The 14,998-nt window shown below is 72.7% G+C and carries 12 protein-coding genes; 6 read left to right on the forward strand and 6 right to left on the reverse strand.

Features of this window, described 5'->3' with window-relative positions:
• Positions 1-52: 52 nt before the first annotated feature.
• Positions 53-664 carry a CDP-alcohol phosphatidyltransferase family protein gene (locus Q0818_RS01190; protein ID WP_298871681.1) on the reverse strand — a complete coding sequence of 204 codons (612 nt, stop codon included), beginning with the start codon at positions 662-664 and terminating at the stop codon, positions 53-55.
• Between the two features lie 7 nt (positions 665-671).
• Positions 672-1,364 (reverse strand): TVP38/TMEM64 family protein, encoded by a 693-nt coding sequence (locus tag Q0818_RS01195; RefSeq protein WP_298870428.1) that lies wholly within the window; start codon positions 1,362-1,364, stop codon positions 672-674.
• Positions 1,365-1,437: 73 nt separating this feature from the next.
• On the opposite strand from Q0818_RS01195, the gene Q0818_RS01200 reads away from it, so the two are divergent.
• Genes Q0818_RS01200 through Q0818_RS01215 form a run of 4 tightly spaced genes read left to right on the forward strand, consistent with a single transcriptional unit; the run spans position 1,438 to position 5,421 of the window.
• On the forward strand, positions 1,438-2,682 hold the full coding sequence (locus tag Q0818_RS01200) for an ABC transporter substrate-binding protein (protein ID WP_298870429.1): 1,245 nt from the start codon (positions 1,438-1,440) through the stop codon (positions 2,680-2,682).
• A complete protein-coding gene (locus Q0818_RS01205; RefSeq protein ID WP_298870431.1) occupies positions 2,679-3,554 on the forward strand; it encodes an ABC transporter permease in 876 nt (291 codons plus the stop codon). The genes Q0818_RS01200 and Q0818_RS01205 overlap by 4 nt, the downstream gene beginning before the upstream one ends.
• A complete protein-coding gene (locus Q0818_RS01210; protein ID WP_298870433.1) occupies positions 3,545-4,384 on the forward strand; it encodes an ABC transporter permease in 840 nt (279 codons plus the stop codon). The genes Q0818_RS01205 and Q0818_RS01210 overlap by 10 nt, the downstream gene beginning before the upstream one ends.
• Entirely contained in the window at positions 4,381-5,421 is a 1,041-nt protein-coding gene (locus tag Q0818_RS01215; protein WP_298870435.1) for an ABC transporter ATP-binding protein, read from the forward strand. Before Q0818_RS01210 ends, Q0818_RS01215 begins: the two co-directional genes overlap by 4 nt.
• 92 nt (positions 5,422-5,513) lie before the next feature.
• Here Q0818_RS01215 and Q0818_RS01220 read toward each other — a convergent pair whose 3' ends face one another.
• The 4 genes from Q0818_RS01220 to Q0818_RS01235 all read right to left on the reverse strand — a co-directional run bounded on the left by Q0818_RS01220 (position 5,514) and on the right by Q0818_RS01235 (position 11,541).
• On the reverse strand, positions 5,514-6,983 hold the full coding sequence (locus tag Q0818_RS01220) for a hypothetical protein (RefSeq protein WP_298870437.1): 1,470 nt from the start codon (positions 6,981-6,983) through the stop codon (positions 5,514-5,516).
• A 120-nt stretch (positions 6,984-7,103) separates the two neighbouring features.
• Positions 7,104-8,990 (reverse strand): FAD/NAD(P)-binding domain-containing protein, encoded by a 1,887-nt coding sequence (locus Q0818_RS01225; protein WP_298870438.1) that lies wholly within the window; start codon positions 8,988-8,990, stop codon positions 7,104-7,106.
• The gene (locus Q0818_RS01230; protein WP_298870440.1) at positions 8,987-10,339 is read right to left on the reverse strand and encodes an NtaA/DmoA family FMN-dependent monooxygenase; all 1,353 of its coding nucleotides are present in this window, start codon (positions 10,337-10,339) and stop codon (positions 8,987-8,989) included. Before Q0818_RS01230 ends, Q0818_RS01225 begins: the two co-directional genes overlap by 4 nt.
• Positions 10,336-11,541 carry an LLM class flavin-dependent oxidoreductase gene (locus Q0818_RS01235; RefSeq protein WP_298870442.1) on the reverse strand — a complete coding sequence of 402 codons (1,206 nt, stop codon included), beginning with the start codon at positions 11,539-11,541 and terminating at the stop codon, positions 10,336-10,338. The genes Q0818_RS01230 and Q0818_RS01235 overlap by 4 nt, the downstream gene beginning before the upstream one ends.
• Positions 11,542-11,850: 309 nt before the next feature.
• On the opposite strand from Q0818_RS01235, the gene Q0818_RS01240 reads away from it, so the two are divergent.
• Together Q0818_RS01240 and Q0818_RS01245 are read left to right on the forward strand one after the other, a co-directional pair.
• Complete coding sequence (locus Q0818_RS01240) at positions 11,851-13,266, forward strand: FAD-linked oxidase C-terminal domain-containing protein (RefSeq protein ID WP_298870444.1); 1,416 nt, start codon at positions 11,851-11,853, stop codon at positions 13,264-13,266.
• A 29-nt stretch (positions 13,267-13,295) separates the two neighbouring features.
• A complete protein-coding gene (locus tag Q0818_RS01245) occupies positions 13,296-14,942 on the forward strand; it encodes an ABC transporter substrate-binding protein (RefSeq protein ID WP_298870445.1) in 1,647 nt (548 codons plus the stop codon).
• Positions 14,943-14,998: the final 56 nt, after the last annotated feature.

The following is a 14,998-nucleotide window of genomic DNA, read 5'->3' on the forward strand; positions in this document are numbered from 1 at the left end:
GGCTGACGCGGCGGGGCCGATGCGCGGCCGCGGGGCGCCGAACCGGCGCCCCTCACCGCAGCAGGCGATACCCCACGACGACGCGCTGCACGGCACTGACCCCGACGAACAGCCCCCACACGAGCGCGATCCACCCCGCCCAGAACGGCAGGATCAGCCACAGCGCGTGCACCACGATCGTCTCGGTGCCCTCGGCGATGTGCCCGAGGAACGACAACGACCGGCCGTCGTCGATCCGACGCCCCGTCCGCTCGGCGATCGAGGAGAACGCCAGGAACGCCGTGCCGTTGACGTAGTAGGCCACCAGCACGAGCAGGAACGGCCACCACGGGATGCCGAACGCCGCCGTCGCCCCCCATGCGACGCCGAAGACGCCCGCGCCGTACGCGATGAAATCGGCCGCGATGTCGAGGAAACCGCCCGCCTCGCTCTCACCGCCGTCGCCGCGCGCCCGTCGCCGCCGGGCGAGCGTGCCGTCGAGACCGTCGGCCACCCGTGACAGCAGCCACAGCACGACCGCCGCGCCCCACCACTGCGCCGCCGCCGCCCCGGCCGAGGCGAGGGCGAGCGCGAGGCCGGCGACGGTGAGTCGATCGGGCGTGATCCCGGGGCGGTCGAGGGCGGCGGCCGCGGTCTCCAGGGGACCGGAGAGCACCGCACGCATCGCGCGGTCAAGCACCGGGCGCCCCCGCCTCGCGACGGCGGCGCGCGACGGCCCCCGCGACGAGACCGCCGATCACCAGCACGCCGATCGCGGCCAGGGCGATCCAGAAGCCGGGCCCCAGCTCCCAGCCGAACGCGCCGAGCGCGACGTACGCGGCCGACCCGGGGAGGATGCCCACCGCGGTTCCGATCGCGTAGTCGCGGCGACGCACCGAGGTCAGCCCCGCGCCGTAGTTGATGAGCGTGAACGGGATGACGGGGATCAGGCGCGCACTCAGGACGGCGAGGAGTCCGCGTCGGCCGATCGCGGCATCCAGGCGGGCCACCCGTGCCCCCGTGAAGCGTTCGACCGCCTCGCGCCCCAGGGCACGACCGATGATGAAGGAGGCCGCGGCGCCGATCAGTGCACCGATGTAGACCATCGCGAATGCGACGGGGAAGCCCCAGACGATGCCCGCGGCGATGCCCAGGACGTTCTTCGGCGCCGGGCTCAGCGTGAGCGCCGCGTACAGCAGCGTGAAGAGCACCGCACCGGTCCATCCGGCCTGGCTCGACCACGTCCTGATCTGTTCGACGTCGTGCGGGACGAACACGAACCCAACCGTTGCGACGACGGCGACGAAGACACCGAGAAGCGCCAACCGGAGGAGGGGGCGACGCATCGCACGGCGCGCAGGCGCGTCGGTTCCGTTCGGCTCCATCGATTCTCCTCCGCTTCCCCATACCCTAAGTCCGCGCGCGACCAGCGGTCGCCGGTCCCGACCGAGGAGCCCCATGACCCCCCTTCGACGCCGACGTCGTCTCGCCGCGATGACCGTGACGACGGCATCCGCCCTGTTCGCCCTCGCCGGGTGCGCCGCACCCGCGGCCCCCGAGACGGCGGAATTCGCCGACTGGGATGCCGTGCTCTCGGCCGCCCAGGGCCAGACCGTGCAGCTGTGGATGTACGGCGGCGACGACCAGGGCAACGCCTACGTCGACGACGTGCTCGCCCCCGCGGTCGCCGAATACGGCGTGACCCTGGAGCGCGTCCCCGTCACCGACACCCGCGATGCGCTGAACCGGGTGTTCACCGAGCTGCAGGCGGGTCGCGAAGACGGCAGCGTCGACCTCGTCTGGGTCAACGGTGACAACTTCCGCACCGGTAAGGAGGCGGGAGCCTGGCGCTGCGGGTGGACCGGCATGCTGCCGTCGATGGCGAACACGTCCGCTGACGACCCGCTGCTGCAGTCCGACTTCGGCACGCCCGTCGACGGGTGCGAGGCGCCGTGGCACAAGGCCCAGTTCACGCTCGCCTACAACGCCGAGGCGATCGCCGACCCGCCGACCACCCTCGCGGGGGTCCTCGACTGGGCCGATGCCCACCCCGGCCGCTTCACCTACCCGGCGCCGCCGGACTTCACCGGATCGGTCTTCGTGCGCGAGGCCCTCGCGAGCGTGTCGGGCGGGGCCGACGAGGTACCCACCGCCTACTCGCAGGACGCCTACGACGACCTCGCACCGGCGCTGTGGGACCGCCTCGACGCCCTCGCGCCGAACCTGTGGCGCGGCGGCGACACCTACCCCGCGAACGAGACCGAGCTCGGCCAGCTCTTCGCCGACCGGCAGGTCGACATGACCATGACCTACGGCCCGGCGACGCTCACGGGCCTCGTGGCCGACGGGACCTACCCCGCCCAGACCAAGGTGCTGACGCTCGAGGACGGCACGGTCGGCAACGCCAGCTTCCTCGGACTGCCGGTGAACTCCGACGCCGCGGCGGGCGCGATGGTCGTCGCCAATGTCGCCCTCTCGGCCGAGCAGCAGGCGAAGAAGGCCGAGCCCGACGTGTGGGGTCAGTTCCCCGTGCTCGACCTGAACGCCCTGTCGGCCGAGGACCGCGCTCTCTTCGATGCTCTGCCGGCCTCGCCGGTCGTGCCCGCGTACGACGAGCTCTCGCGCAACGCGCACGGCGAGCTCGCCGCGGAATGGGTGCCCGCCCTCGACGACGGGTGGCGGCAGAACGTGCTCTCGCGGTGACCTGGGCGCCCGTCGCGCGGCGCCGCGGCTCGCCCCGCGAGAGGCTGCGCGGGGCGGTGCTGGTGCTGCCCGCCGTCGTTCTCGCCCTCGTGGTGCTGGGCGGCGGCATCGGGGCGACGGCGCTGCAGGCGTTCGGGCTGCTGCCGGTGGTGGGACGACCCACTCCGGGGGTGGCGGCCTTCACGGCGCGTCCCGGCGAGCTGCTCGCCGCGGTCGGCGTCTCGGTAAGCGTCGCCGCGGTCAGCACCGTGCTGGCGGTGGTCATCGGCACGCTCGCCGCCGTCGTGATCGTCTCCCGCACGCGCAGCAGCCGCGCGGTGGCGGCTCTCGGCACCCTCACCGTCACCGTCCCGCACCTGATCGCCGCGGCCACCGTGGGCCTGCTGCTGTCGGACGCCGGTGTGCTGCCCCGACTCCTCGGCATCCCCCCGGAGTCGTGGGCGCCGTGGGTCGGCGGTCCGCTCTGGGGGGCCGCGATCGTCGAGCTGGCGTGGAAGGAGTCGGCGTTCATCGCCCTCATCGTCACGGGCACGCTCGCGACCCGCATCCAGACCTACGACGAGACCGCGGCCCTGCTCGGGGCCGGCCGCGCGCAGCGGTTCCGCCACGTTCTGCTGCCGCTGACGGCGCCGACGATCCTCATCGGCGCGGCGATCAGCTTCGTCTACGCCCTCGGGTCGTACGAGGTGCTGTGGCTTCTCGGTCGCACCTCGCCCGAGCCGCTCCCGGTCCTGGCCGTGCGCCTGTTCCAGGGCGTGTCGCTCGACTCGCGGCCCGAAGCGGCGGCGGTCGCCCTCGTCACGAGCGTGCTGGCGCTCGTCGCGGTGGCCCTCACCTTCGCCGCCCTCCGACGGACGGCGGCGTGGCGGTGACCGCCGTCGACAGTCCCCTCACCCGCCCCCGCGGCGCCGGCCGGATCGTGCGCCGCACGTTCGCCGTGGTCCTCGCGGTGTGGTTCGCGCTCCCGCTGCTGCCGCTCGTGCTGTGGTCGTTCGCCGATCGCTGGAGCTTTCCGTCCGCGCTCCCCACGGAGTTCGGCATCCGTTCCCTCGACCAGGCGATCGCCTTCGGCGCGGTGCCGGCGCTGGGCCGCTCCCTCGTACTCGGTGTCGTCGTCGCGGTCGCCGCGACCCTGCTGGGCGCCCTCGCCGCTCGAGCGCTCACCTTCGGAGCGGTGCCCGGGGCACGGTTCGTCTCGGTGCTGCTGCTCGCACCCATCGCCCTTCCCCCCTTCGCCGCCGTGCTCGGCGTCAACATCGTGCTGCTGCGCGCGCACGTGCCCTCGGCCGTCGGGGTGGCGATGGTGCTGACCGTCATGGCGCTGCCGTACACGGCGTTCGTCATGCGCACCGCCTACGGCGCCTACGACCGTTCGTACGAGGAGGAGGCGCGGCTGCTGGGCGCGGGCCGCCTGCAGGTGCTGCGCCGGGTGCAGCTGCCCCTGATCGCGCCGGCTCTCGCGCGCGCCGCGTTCCTGGCGTTCCTCGTGGCCTGGAGCGACTACATCGTCACCCTCATCGTGGGCGGGGGCGAGGTCGTCACCCTGCCGATCGTCGTCGCCTCGGCGGCCGCGGGTCTCGGCAACGACGCGGCCGTGGCTCTGATGTCGCTGTCGGCGGTCGTGCCCCCCGTCCTGCTGCTGATCGGCGTCCTCGCCTGCGGTCGCCGCCGCCCCCGAACCCGGAAAGAGGTGGTCGCGTGAGCGCCGACCTGGTCCTGACGGGACTGACGAAGACGTTCGCCTCGTCGACGGCCCCCGCCCTCGACGACCTGTCGCTGACGGTCGCCGCGGGCACCTGTACGGCGGTGCTCGGACCGAGCGGCTCCGGCAAGTCGACACTGCTCCGCGTGATCGCGGGGCTCGAGAACCCCGACCGCGGCACGGTCTCGATCGCGGGGCGCGATGTCGCCGACGTCGTCGCCGAGCGGCGCGGGGTCGGCATGGTGTTCCAACGGTCCCTGCTGTTCCCGCACCTGTCGGTGCTCGACAACGTCGCCTTCTCGGACCGGGTGTCCGGGATGCCGCGTGCTCGCGCCCGCGCGCGCGCCGAGCGCTACCTCGACACCGTGCGGCTCGCCGGGTACGGCCGACGCCGGGTCGGCGAGCTGTCGGGCGGGCAGGAGCAGCGCGTCGCGATCGCCCGGGCCCTGGCCGCCGAGCCCGCCGTGCTGCTGCTCGACGAGCCGTTCAGCGCCCTCGACCCGGCCCTGCGCGCCGACATGCACGACCTGCTCGAGGCGGTGCGTGCCGACCTCGCCCCGACGATCCTGCTCGTCACGCACGACCGTGACGAAGCCGCTCGGGTCGCGGATCGCATCGCCCTCGTCGAGCACGGCCGGCTGCTGCACGAGGGCACGGTCGTCGACGCCTACCGCCGCCCGGAGAGTCTGCGCGCGGCCGAGCTCATGGGCACGCGCAACGCCGTCCCCGGGGAGGTGCGCGGCGGCATGCATCGCAGCGCGCTCGGCGAGGTCGCCGCGGTCGGCGTCGCCGACGGTCGCGCGACGCTCGTGTTCCGCCAGGAGGACGTGCGCGTGGGCGAGGCGGGGGATGCCGCTTCCCTCGGCCTCGTCGGAACGGTCGAGGCGCGGCGGCCGGTGGGTGCGCGCAGCGAGGTCACCGTGCGCGCCGGAGCGCTGACGCTGCACGCGGAGGTGCCGTCGGTCTCGCCCCTGCGGCCGGGCGACCAGATCGCGGTGTCGGTCCCGGTCGAACTCGCGCACGTCGTCGCGGGCTGAGGCGGCCCGTCGCGCCGCGGAACGTTCCGGAGGCCGCGCCGAACGCCGCGGCGCAGTCGCTCCGGCGGCGGGTCACGGCATCCGCACGCGCCTCACGCCGTGCGAGACCCCGTCTCGCGCACCGCGGTCAGCCCCGACGGGCGAGCCGTCACCGTCGCACCCGGGCGCACCGTCGGCAGCGGCAGGATGCGGCGAAGCTCCTCGTTCTCCTTCGGGTCGAGCACCGAGTGCTGTACGCACGCGGGCACCAGACGGCCGTCCTCCGGGTGAGCCATGGCGTACATGCACGCGCCCAGGCGCTCCTGCGTCTCGCGCAGCAGCGGGTCGTCGGCGGTCACGCCCTCTTCCATGAGCTTCCACGCGGGCGCGACCTGCTCGGCATCCATGAAGTTGTGGATCACGAACGTCTTGAACGAGACCTTGCCGCGGCGCGCGGCCGACACGACCTTTCGCAGACCGCCCGCGCGGTGCAGCACGCGCGACATCAGGCCGATCAGCGGAGGGATGTCGCCGGGGTGCGAGGCGAGGGCGCGCACGACCTTGACCGCCAGGACATGACGCGGGATGCCGCCGAAGATCATGCCTCCGAAGTGTGCGAGGAACCGGTCGCGCGCCGCGATGTCCTTGGGGTCCTCGGGGTCGAGAACCGGTGCGAAGGTCTTGCCGACGCGCACGCCCACGGTCGAACGGTTGCAGCGCGGATCGCCGAACTGCGTGGCCTGCCACGGCAGCTTCTGCCCCGCGCCGGCCTCGATGCGCTCCCAGACCGCGTCGATCGTGACCTCGCCGAAGTCCTCGCGCCAGCGGCGGTCGTCGCCGATGAAGGCGGCGGGCTGGAACGACATCATGTCGAAGGGCATCTCGAGCACGTCGCGCGTGACCTGCTCGACCTCGCCGACGTTCGACGGGGTGACCGTCATGTTGTGGGCGAGGTAGCTGCTGACGCCGTGGTCGCGCTTGAGGTCGACGAACATGCGCGCGAACTTCTCGCGGAAGGGGTTCAGCTCGGCTTCGCCCCGCGGGCGGACCGCGCCCCGGCGGCCGCGCATCAGGGAGTCGAAGTGCGCCGCGAACGACACCTTGTCGAAACGCGGCTTGCCGTCCTCGTCGAGGACGACGTCGAGCAGGTAGTCGTAGTCGAAGTCGCCGTGCGTCATCGACATCGGCTCGCGGCCGACGGCGCGCATCGCGAGCAGGGATCGCGCGTGATCCTCCGCGCTGAGAAGGCTGACCTCTCCGCCGATGAGCTGCGCGTGCGCGCGGGGTCCGCGCACCTCGCGCAGGTAGTCCATCTGGCGGGTGACGTTGTCGACGGTGTGCTCCCCGTCGATGCGCACCTTGTTGGCATCCGCCGAGTGGTAGCAGGGCGAGCAGGTGAGATTGCACTTCGGGAAGACCCCGTGCGTGCCCTCGCACCCCACCGCGCTGCGCCCCAGGAGCTGGCTGGGCGTCTTGGCGTGCTCGGGCAGCTCCGCCCATCGCCGGTCGAGGGCCCGGCGGGTCTCGGGGTGGATGGGGCGGGTGTCGAGTTCGAACCGCCGGAGGGTCGTCGCCAGTCGCATGTCGTCCTTTCGTGGCGTCGTCGCACTACGAGAAGTGTTCGCCGCGCGCCCGGGTTCGGATTGCGCAGGCCTCCATCCTGCCCTCCTTCCGCTCGATCGGCGCGGGCGAAACGGGCCGGGTCAGCGGATACCAGCGACGCGGCGGAGGGCGACGGCGCTCGTGACCGCCCCCGCCACGCGGTCCGTGTGCCGCAACGACAGGGCGTTGGAGTTCGGCCGGGTGAAGGCTCCGGCCTCGAGCCCCGCGGTGAACGGGCCCAGTGCGAACAGCGTCGCGTGCGCCGAGCCGTCGCGGCCGATCACCCGCCCGTCGGGGTCGGTGTCGATGCGTCCGAGCGAGCCGCTGAACTGCTCGTCGGACACGTGCACCTCCCGCCCGTGCCGGGTGGCGAGCTCGCGCAGGGCCGGGTTGTCGCTCGCGGCCGCCGCGGGTGCGGGCAGCCACGCGTCGACGAGCGCGGAGGCGACGATCTCGCCGCCGTGACGGGGGGAGGTGGCGACGAAGCCTCGGGTCGGGTCGAGGTGCACCGACAGCTCGGGCCCGAGGAAGCGCACGACGCCCGCGTCGGCGAGCGCGAGCAGCTCCTCCAGGCGGTGCGGCGGTGGTCCCGACGCGACATAGCTGAAGAACGTGTGCCACGTGACGGGCAGGTCGACCGCTCGCGAGCGCGCGCTCCACCGTTCGACCGGGATGTCGCCGAGCGCGAGGAACGAGCCCAGGATCGTCAGGAACAGCGCCTGCGTCGCGCTGTGCTGCGCCGAGGTGCGCAGCAGCAGGTCGTCGGCGATGTGCCGCCGGACGCGCGCGTGAACCGCCCGCTCGTCGGGGAAGGTCTCCTCTCCCAGCGGCACGTCCAGGAGCGGAACGTCGAACCGGTCGAGGGGATCCGGCACCACCTCGGCGACCGCGCGGCGGAGCGCCGCCGTATCGCCGTCGACCGCCTGCAGCGTCGCGCGGAACGCCTCCCAGGTGGTGCCGACGCGTTCGGGGTGCCCGGTGAAGAGCTCGCGGTAGTGCCCCCGCACGAGCTCCCGCGCGATGAGCGGCCACACGTCGTCGAGGAAGTCGATGGTGCCGGGCCGAGCCAGCAGCTCGGCGATGGCCGCGGGCGTCAGGACCTCGCGCTCGGGAGGATCGCCCTGCACCTGCGACGTCACCTTCGATCGGTAGGGCACGCCGCGCCGCGAGCCGAGGTGCAGCCGCGGCTCGCGCCCCGAGGGGATGTAGACGAGCGTGCCGCGGGCGTTCCGCGAGAAACGGCCTCCGCGCCCCTGGGTCAGCAGCACCACGGCATCCACCGACGCCAGTCCCATCCCGCGCACGATGACGTCGTCGCCGGGGGCGAGGCGCGTCAGGTCGGCGTCGGCGGTGAAGTCCGGCTCGAGGTAGGCGAAGCCGGCGGCGGCGGCCGCGGCGCTCACGTCGAGGGCGGTGCCCTCCGGCTCGCGTCCGTTGTGCCCGACCGCGTAGACGACGACGTCGGCGTTCAGGCGGATGCCGTCGGCGAGCGCGACCTCCCACCCCTCGGGGGTCTCGTCGACCCACTGCACGCTGCCCGGATGCCATCGCACCTCGACTCCCGGGGGCGCGATGGCGACCGTGCGGCGCCAGAACCAGTCGAGGTACAGGCTCTGCAGGCGGCGCGTCGGGAAGCTCTCGCCGCGCAGACCGTCCACCTCGTCGGCCAGCTCGGGATCATCGATCCGCACGTCGGGCAGGCGCCCGTCGCGCACGCGTTCCGCCCACTCGATGAGCGAGGGTCCCGAGCGCACCGGACCGGAGATGACGCAGCTTTCGTCGGTGAAGACCGTCACGTCGCGCGCCATCGAGTTGAGCTTCAGCAGGGGCGACTGCGCATACCGCCAGATGCGCCCGCCCCCGGGCGGGAACGGGTCGACGAGCGTGATGCGCAGGGGCACGGCGTCGGCGCGCGTGCGCCGTGCGAGCAGGCGCTCCACGAGCATCACCGCCCGCGGTCCCGCCCCGACGATCACGAGGTCGCTCACGGCGCGGTGACCCGTTCGCGAACCGCCGGCAGCCCCAGCAGGTCGTGCAGGGTGGCCCCCTCGTCGTACGAGCGTCGGTACGACCCGCGCTCCTGCAGCAGCGGCACGACCCGGTCGGCGAACTCGTCGAGGCCGTGCGGGGTGACGTGCCCGACCACGGTGAACCCGTCGGTCGCGCGCTCCTGCACGTAGCGGTCGATCTCGGATGCCACGTGCTCCGGCGTCCCGACGAAGGTGTGGTTCGCGGTCAGACGGATGACGAGCTCGCGGATGCTGAGGTTCTCGGCCGCCGCCTGCTCGCGCAGCTTCCCGACCCGGGCGCGGATGGCCGCGTGCCGACCCGCGAAGCCCTGTGCGGTCTCGACGCCCGTGTCGGGTTCGACGTCGGGCAGCGGTCCGTCGGGGTCGTAGCCGCTGAGGTCGCGGTTCCAGATCTGCTCGAGGTACGTGATCGCCGTCTGCGGGCGCACCTGCGCCAGGGCGATCTCGCGCGAGCGCTCGCGGGCCTCATCGGCGGTGTCGCCGAGCACGAAGGTCGCGGCGGGGAGGATCTTCAGGGAGTCCTCCTCTCGACCGTGCGCGGCGAGCCGTCCCTTCACGTCGCGGTAGAACTGCTGCGCGTCGGCGAACTCGGTGTGCAGCGAGAAGATGACGTCGGCGTGGGCCGTGGCGAAGTCGCGGCCGTCGGCCGAGTCCCCGGCCTGCACGATCACCGGCCGCCCCTGGGGCGAGCGCGGCACGTCGAACACCGCGTCGACGTCGAACAGGCGCGACGCGTGCCGCACCCGCGCGATCGCTCCCGCCCGCAAGAAGGCCCCGGTCTCGGCATCCGCCTCGATCGCGTCGTCGCGCCACGACGACCACAGTGCCTTCGAGATCTCCGCGAACTCCGACGCCCGCACGTACCGGTCGGCGTGATCGAGGTAACCGCCGCGGCGGAAGTTCGCGCCGTGGAACGCGTCGGAGCTGGTCACGGCGTTCCACCCCGCGCGGCCGTTCGAGAGCAGGTCGAGGGTGCCGAGCTGCCGGGCGAGCTCGTAGGGCTCATTGAACGTCGTGTTGAGCGTGCCGACGAGTCCGATGTGCTCGGTGACCGCCGCGAGAGCGCTGAGGATCGCGAGGGTGTTCGGACGCCCGGCGACGTCGAGGTCGTGCAGTCGTCCACGATGCTCGCGCAGGCGCAGCCCCTCGGCGAGGAACAGGTAGTCGAACAGGCCGCGCTCGGCGGTGCGGGCGAAATGTTCGAACGACGAGAAGTCGATCTGGCTCCCCGCGGCCGGATCGGTCCAGACGGTCGTGTTGTTCACGCCGGGGAAGTGGGCGGCGAGGTGGATCTGCCGACGGGTCATGCGCCGACCTCCTGACGGGCGTAGCGACTGGCGGGGCGGGGGAGTCCGAGACGCTCTCGCAGCGTGGCGGCACCGTCGTCGGGACGCAGGATGCCCGCTTCCGCCGCCCGCGGGACCACCCGATCGGCGATCGCCTCGAGGTCGGCGGGCACGCGGGCCGGGCGCAGGCGGATGCCGTCGACCCCCGCCGCGGCGAGAGCGCGGATCTCCTCGACGACGTCGTCGGCGGTGCCCACCACGACGCGCGCGTCGGTCGTGAGCGGCGCGCGGTCCCGGAGGCGGCTCCACACGGCGTCGGCGGCTTCGCGCGTCTCCTCCACGAGCACGAGTAGGTCGGCGAAGACGCGCAGCGGCTCCTCGAGCGCGCGCACGGCGTCGGCGGCATCCCGCAGCTCGTTCAGGATGCCGGTGGCCGACGCCGCGTCGGAGGGGGTGACGAACACGAGGTCGGCGTGCTCCGCGGCGAAGCGGTACGGCACGCTCTGATGGGCGAGAGCGGTGATGAGCGGCTGGCCCTGCGGGGAGCGCGGCACGATCGAGGCGCCGGTGATCGAGAAGAACTCGCCCGCGAAGTCGGCGTTGTGCACGCGGTCCCGGTCGAGGAACCTCCCCGAGGCGACGTCGCGCACGATCGCGTCGTCCTCCCACGAGTCGGCGAGGCGCCGGATCACCTCGGCGACCTCGCCCGCCTCGCGGAACGCGGCGAGCAGTGCCGGGTCATCCTCGACGCGGCCCGAGGCGGGAAGACCGGTGGGTCCGTCGGCGCGGCGGCCGAAGTTCGCCCGCTCCTGCTCCGTGGATCCGGCCACGAGCCGCACGCCGCCGCGTCCCCGGCTCGCGTGGTCGAGCGTCTGCAGGCCCGTCGCAAGGTGGAAGGGCTCCGGGTGCGCGGTCGTCGCCGTGGGCACGAGGCCGATCCGGCCCGTGGCCGGTGCCAGGAACGACGCCAGCAGCACCGCGTCGAGACGCCCGCGCACGCGGTCGCGCCGGGTCTCGGCATCCGGTTCGCCCGATCGTCCGCCGAGGCTGAGCGCATCCTCGATCGTGGCGAAGAGCAGGCTCGCGTCCTCGGCGGTGCGGATGAGGTCGCGCCAATAGCCGGCCGACGTCAGCTCGGCGGGGCGCGCGCCGGGCTCGCGCCACGCGGCGGGATGCCAGCCGGCCCCGTCCAGGGCGACGGCGAGGTGGATGCGGTCGGGCATCGGGGCTCCTTGTTCTGCGGGTGGCGGGGTCGTCATCACTGTCGCGCGAGGGCGGCGCGGGGCTCAATCGATGACGTAACGCAACGCCTCGCAGCGACACGTTCGCGCGAAAGCGGCGCAACATAACGGCTCCGGAGGGACGTCGCACGCCGCAGCGCTTTCCGTGACGTTTCACGACTCCGCGTTTCCTCCCATGACGTGTGACGACTCCGCGTTTCGGTCGAGATGAGCGCGCCCGCTCCGGCCTCTAACTTCGGCCGGAGCCCCGCCGTCCAGCCTGGTCCCACCGTCACCGAGAGAGGCCCGTCCATGAGCGCTCCCACCGCCCTCGCCCCGCTCACGGGCGTATCCGCCCTCCTCGATGCCGTGGGCGCGGATGCCCCGCACCTCGACGTGCGCGCGCCGTCGGCCGCCACGGCGTCGTTCGCCTGGGACGCGGGCACGGCCCCGCGACAGGGTGAACCGGCCGGCGACGGGCCCGCCGTGGCCGTGCCGAGGATGGTCGCCGAGGTGCAGGAGCTCGTGCGACTCGCCGCGCGGTACGGAGTGAGCGTCGTCCCGCGCGGGGCGGGGACCGGGCTGTCCGGCGGCGCCGGCGCACAGGCCGACCAGCTGGTGATCTCGACCGACCGCCTCGACCGGATCGTGGAGGTCTCGCCGGCCGACGAGGTCGCGGTGGTCGAGCCCGGCGTCCTCAACGCCGCCCTGAACGACAGGCTCGCCCCGCTCGGCCTCTTCTACGCCCCCGACCCAGCGAGCTGGCGCATCTCCACGATCGGCGGCAACATCGCCATGAACGCCGGGGGCCTGCGCTGCGCGAAGTACGGAGTGACCCGCGAGTCGGTGCTCGCCCTCGACATCGTCCTCGCCGACGGCAGCCTCGTCTCGGTGGGCCACCGCTCGATCAAGGGCGTCACCGGTCTCGACCTCGTCTCGCTCTTCGTCGGGTCCGAGGGCGTGCTGGGCATCGTGGTCGGCGCGACCGTCCGCATCCGTCCGCTCCCCGTCGCGCGCCGCACCGTGACGGCGTTCTTCGCTTCCACGGCGGAGGGGGCCACGGCGATCGGAGCGATCACGGCGTCGCGCGTGCGTCCGAGCGTCGTCGAATTCCTCGACGAGCCCACGCTGGTCGGCATCGACGCAGCGCAGAACTCGGACCTGCGTGCTCGCGGCGCGGCGCTGCTGCTCATCGAACTCGACGGCTTCGGCATCGACGAGCAGACCGCCGAACTGACCGCCGCGCTCGAGGCGGCCGGCGCCCGTGTGCGGGTGGAGAGCGAGACGGATGCCGAGGTGCTCTGGGAACTGCGACGATCGGGGCGCAGGTTCGACGAGTGTTCCTGGTTCGCGGGCGGCGACGTCGCCGTGCCGAAATCACGCATTGCGGAGATGTTCGCGGGGTTCTCGGCCATCGAGTCCCGTCACGGCGTCGAGATCAGCGCGGTCGCCCACGCCGGCGACGGGAACCTCCACCCGGTGGTGACGCTCCCGATCCCCGCGGGGGCCGACCCCGCGAACCCGCCTGCCGCGCTGCACCACGCCGTCGACGACATCGTGCGTGCCGCCCTCGCCCTCGGCGGCACGGTCAGCGGCGAGCACGGCATCGGCACCGTCAAGCGGGCGCTCGCCGCCGAAGAGCTCGCCGACCGGGTGCGCGCGGCGCAGTTCGCGATCAAATCGGCGCTCGATCCCGCCGGACTGTTCAACCCCGGCAAAGCCCTGTAACCCTCCCCGCAGTCAAGGAACGTCACGTCATGACCATTCGCCTCCGTCGCCTCACCGGCGTCGCCTCCGTCCTCGCCGCCGGCGCCCTCGTGCTCAGCGGGTGCGGCGCCGGTTCCTCCTCCGCCCCGGCCGAGAGCTCGACCCCGCAGACCGGGGGAGACCTCGTGTTCCTCATCGATTCGCTCGGCGCCACCTGGATCCCCAACAACAGCTCGATCTCCAGCTATCAGGGACAGATCTGGGGAAACGTCACCGACAAGCTCGTCTACGTCGACGCGGAGGGCACGCTGAGCCCGTGGATCGCCGAGAGCTGGGACGAGAGCGCCGACAAGACGCAGTTCACGCTCCACCTGAAGGAGGGGGTGACGTTCTCCGACGGCACCCCGCTCGACGCGGCCGCGGTCGTGGCGAACATCGACATCTGGGCGAAGGGACGGCCCGACGAGGGCATCAACCGCATCGGCCTGTTCCCCTCGGCCAACTACCTCGGCGCCGAGGCGGTGGATGCCACGACGGTGACCGTGTCGTTCTCGGCACCCACGCTCAGCTTCATCCCCACGCTGGCTTACCACGGCTCGATCCTGCTTTCGCCGGCCACCCTCGCCCTCCCCTCCGACCAGCAGGCCGATCTGACCAAGGACATCGGCAGCGGGCCGTTCGTCGTCGAGAAGGTCGCCGACGGCGACAGCGTGGTGCTGAAGAAGCGCGACGACTACGACTGGGGTCCCGAGGCGCTCGGGCACGACGGTCCGGCGTACCTCGACACGATCACGTACAAGCAGGTCGCCGAGCCCTCGCTGCGCACGGCGTCGGTCGAGTCGGGCCAGGCGCAGGTGGCCTACAACGCCAGCCCGCAGGACCTGGACGCCCTGAAGCAGGAGGGGCTCACCGTCGAGACGCCGCGCTACCTCGGCTTCGTGAACGGCTACGCGCTGAACACCGCGGTCGCTCCGTTCGACGACATCCGCGTGCGCCAGGCGGTGCAGCACGGCATCGATCGCGACGAGATCCTCTCGACCGTCTACACCGCGGACTGGCACGCCGCCGAGTCGTTCATCCAGAGCACCGTGCTCGAGGCGACCGATCACGGTGCCGACTTCGCGTACGACCCCGACGAGGCCGCCGCTCTGCTCGACGCGGCGGGCTGGGTGAAGGGCGCCGACGGCACGCGCACGAAGGGCGGGCAGAAGCTGACGTTCACGCTCTACCCCAACCCCTACCTCCAGGCCTCGCAGGCCGTCGACGAGCTCGTCGATCAGCAGCTGTCCGCATTGGGCTTCGAGGTGAACCTCGAAACCTATGACGTGCCCACCTACGGACAGAAGGTCATCGGCAACGCCACGGTGCCCGCGACCGAGATCACGCGCAGCTTCGTCGACGTCGGCACGGTGGCCGGGGTGCTCACGGCGCAGAAGAAGGGGGACGAGGACTGGTTCAAGCTCGGGACCTCGGATGCCACCCTCAACGACCTGTCGACGCATATCGCCACGGCCACCGACCGCGAGGCGCGAGCCGCCGTGGCCGACGAGCTGCAGGGCTACGTGCTGACGCAGGCGTACTTCGTCCCCCTGACGCAGATCGTGCAGCGCATCTACGTGCAGGCCCCCGAGGTGAGCGGCGTCGCCTACAACGGTCTCGCCTACGCGTACTACCTCGACGCCTGGCTGAACGACTGACCGCGGTCGGGGGCGCGTGCGCGGCATCCGTCCCCGATCCTCGTCCCGAGAAAGGA

Source organism: uncultured Microbacterium sp., from assembly GCF_947489255.1.
Taxonomy (GTDB): domain Bacteria; phylum Actinomycetota; class Actinomycetes; order Actinomycetales; family Microbacteriaceae; genus Microbacterium; species Microbacterium phycohabitans.

Coding starts and splice junctions, on each gene's coding strand:
- Q0818_RS01195 (WP_298870428.1), bottom strand. CDS start 1,364: ATGGAGCCGAACGGAACCGACGCGCCTGCGCGCCGTGCGATGCGTCGC.
- Q0818_RS01235 (WP_298870442.1), bottom strand. CDS start 11,541: ATGCCCGACCGCATCCACCTCGCCGTCGCCCTGGACGGGGCCGGCTGG.
- Q0818_RS01245 (WP_298870445.1), top strand. CDS start 13,296: ATGACCATTCGCCTCCGTCGCCTCACCGGCGTCGCCTCCGTCCTCGCC.
- Q0818_RS01220 (WP_298870437.1), bottom strand. CDS start 6,983: ATGCGACTGGCGACGACCCTCCGGCGGTTCGAACTCGACACCCGCCCC.
- Q0818_RS01200 (WP_298870429.1), top strand. CDS start 1,438: ATGACCCCCCTTCGACGCCGACGTCGTCTCGCCGCGATGACCGTGACG.
- Q0818_RS01240 (WP_298870444.1), top strand. CDS start 11,851: ATGAGCGCTCCCACCGCCCTCGCCCCGCTCACGGGCGTATCCGCCCTC.
- Q0818_RS01190 (WP_298871681.1), bottom strand. CDS start 664: ATGCGTGCGGTGCTCTCCGGTCCCCTGGAGACCGCGGCCGCCGCCCTC.
- Q0818_RS01230 (WP_298870440.1), bottom strand. CDS start 10,339: ATGACCCGTCGGCAGATCCACCTCGCCGCCCACTTCCCCGGCGTGAAC.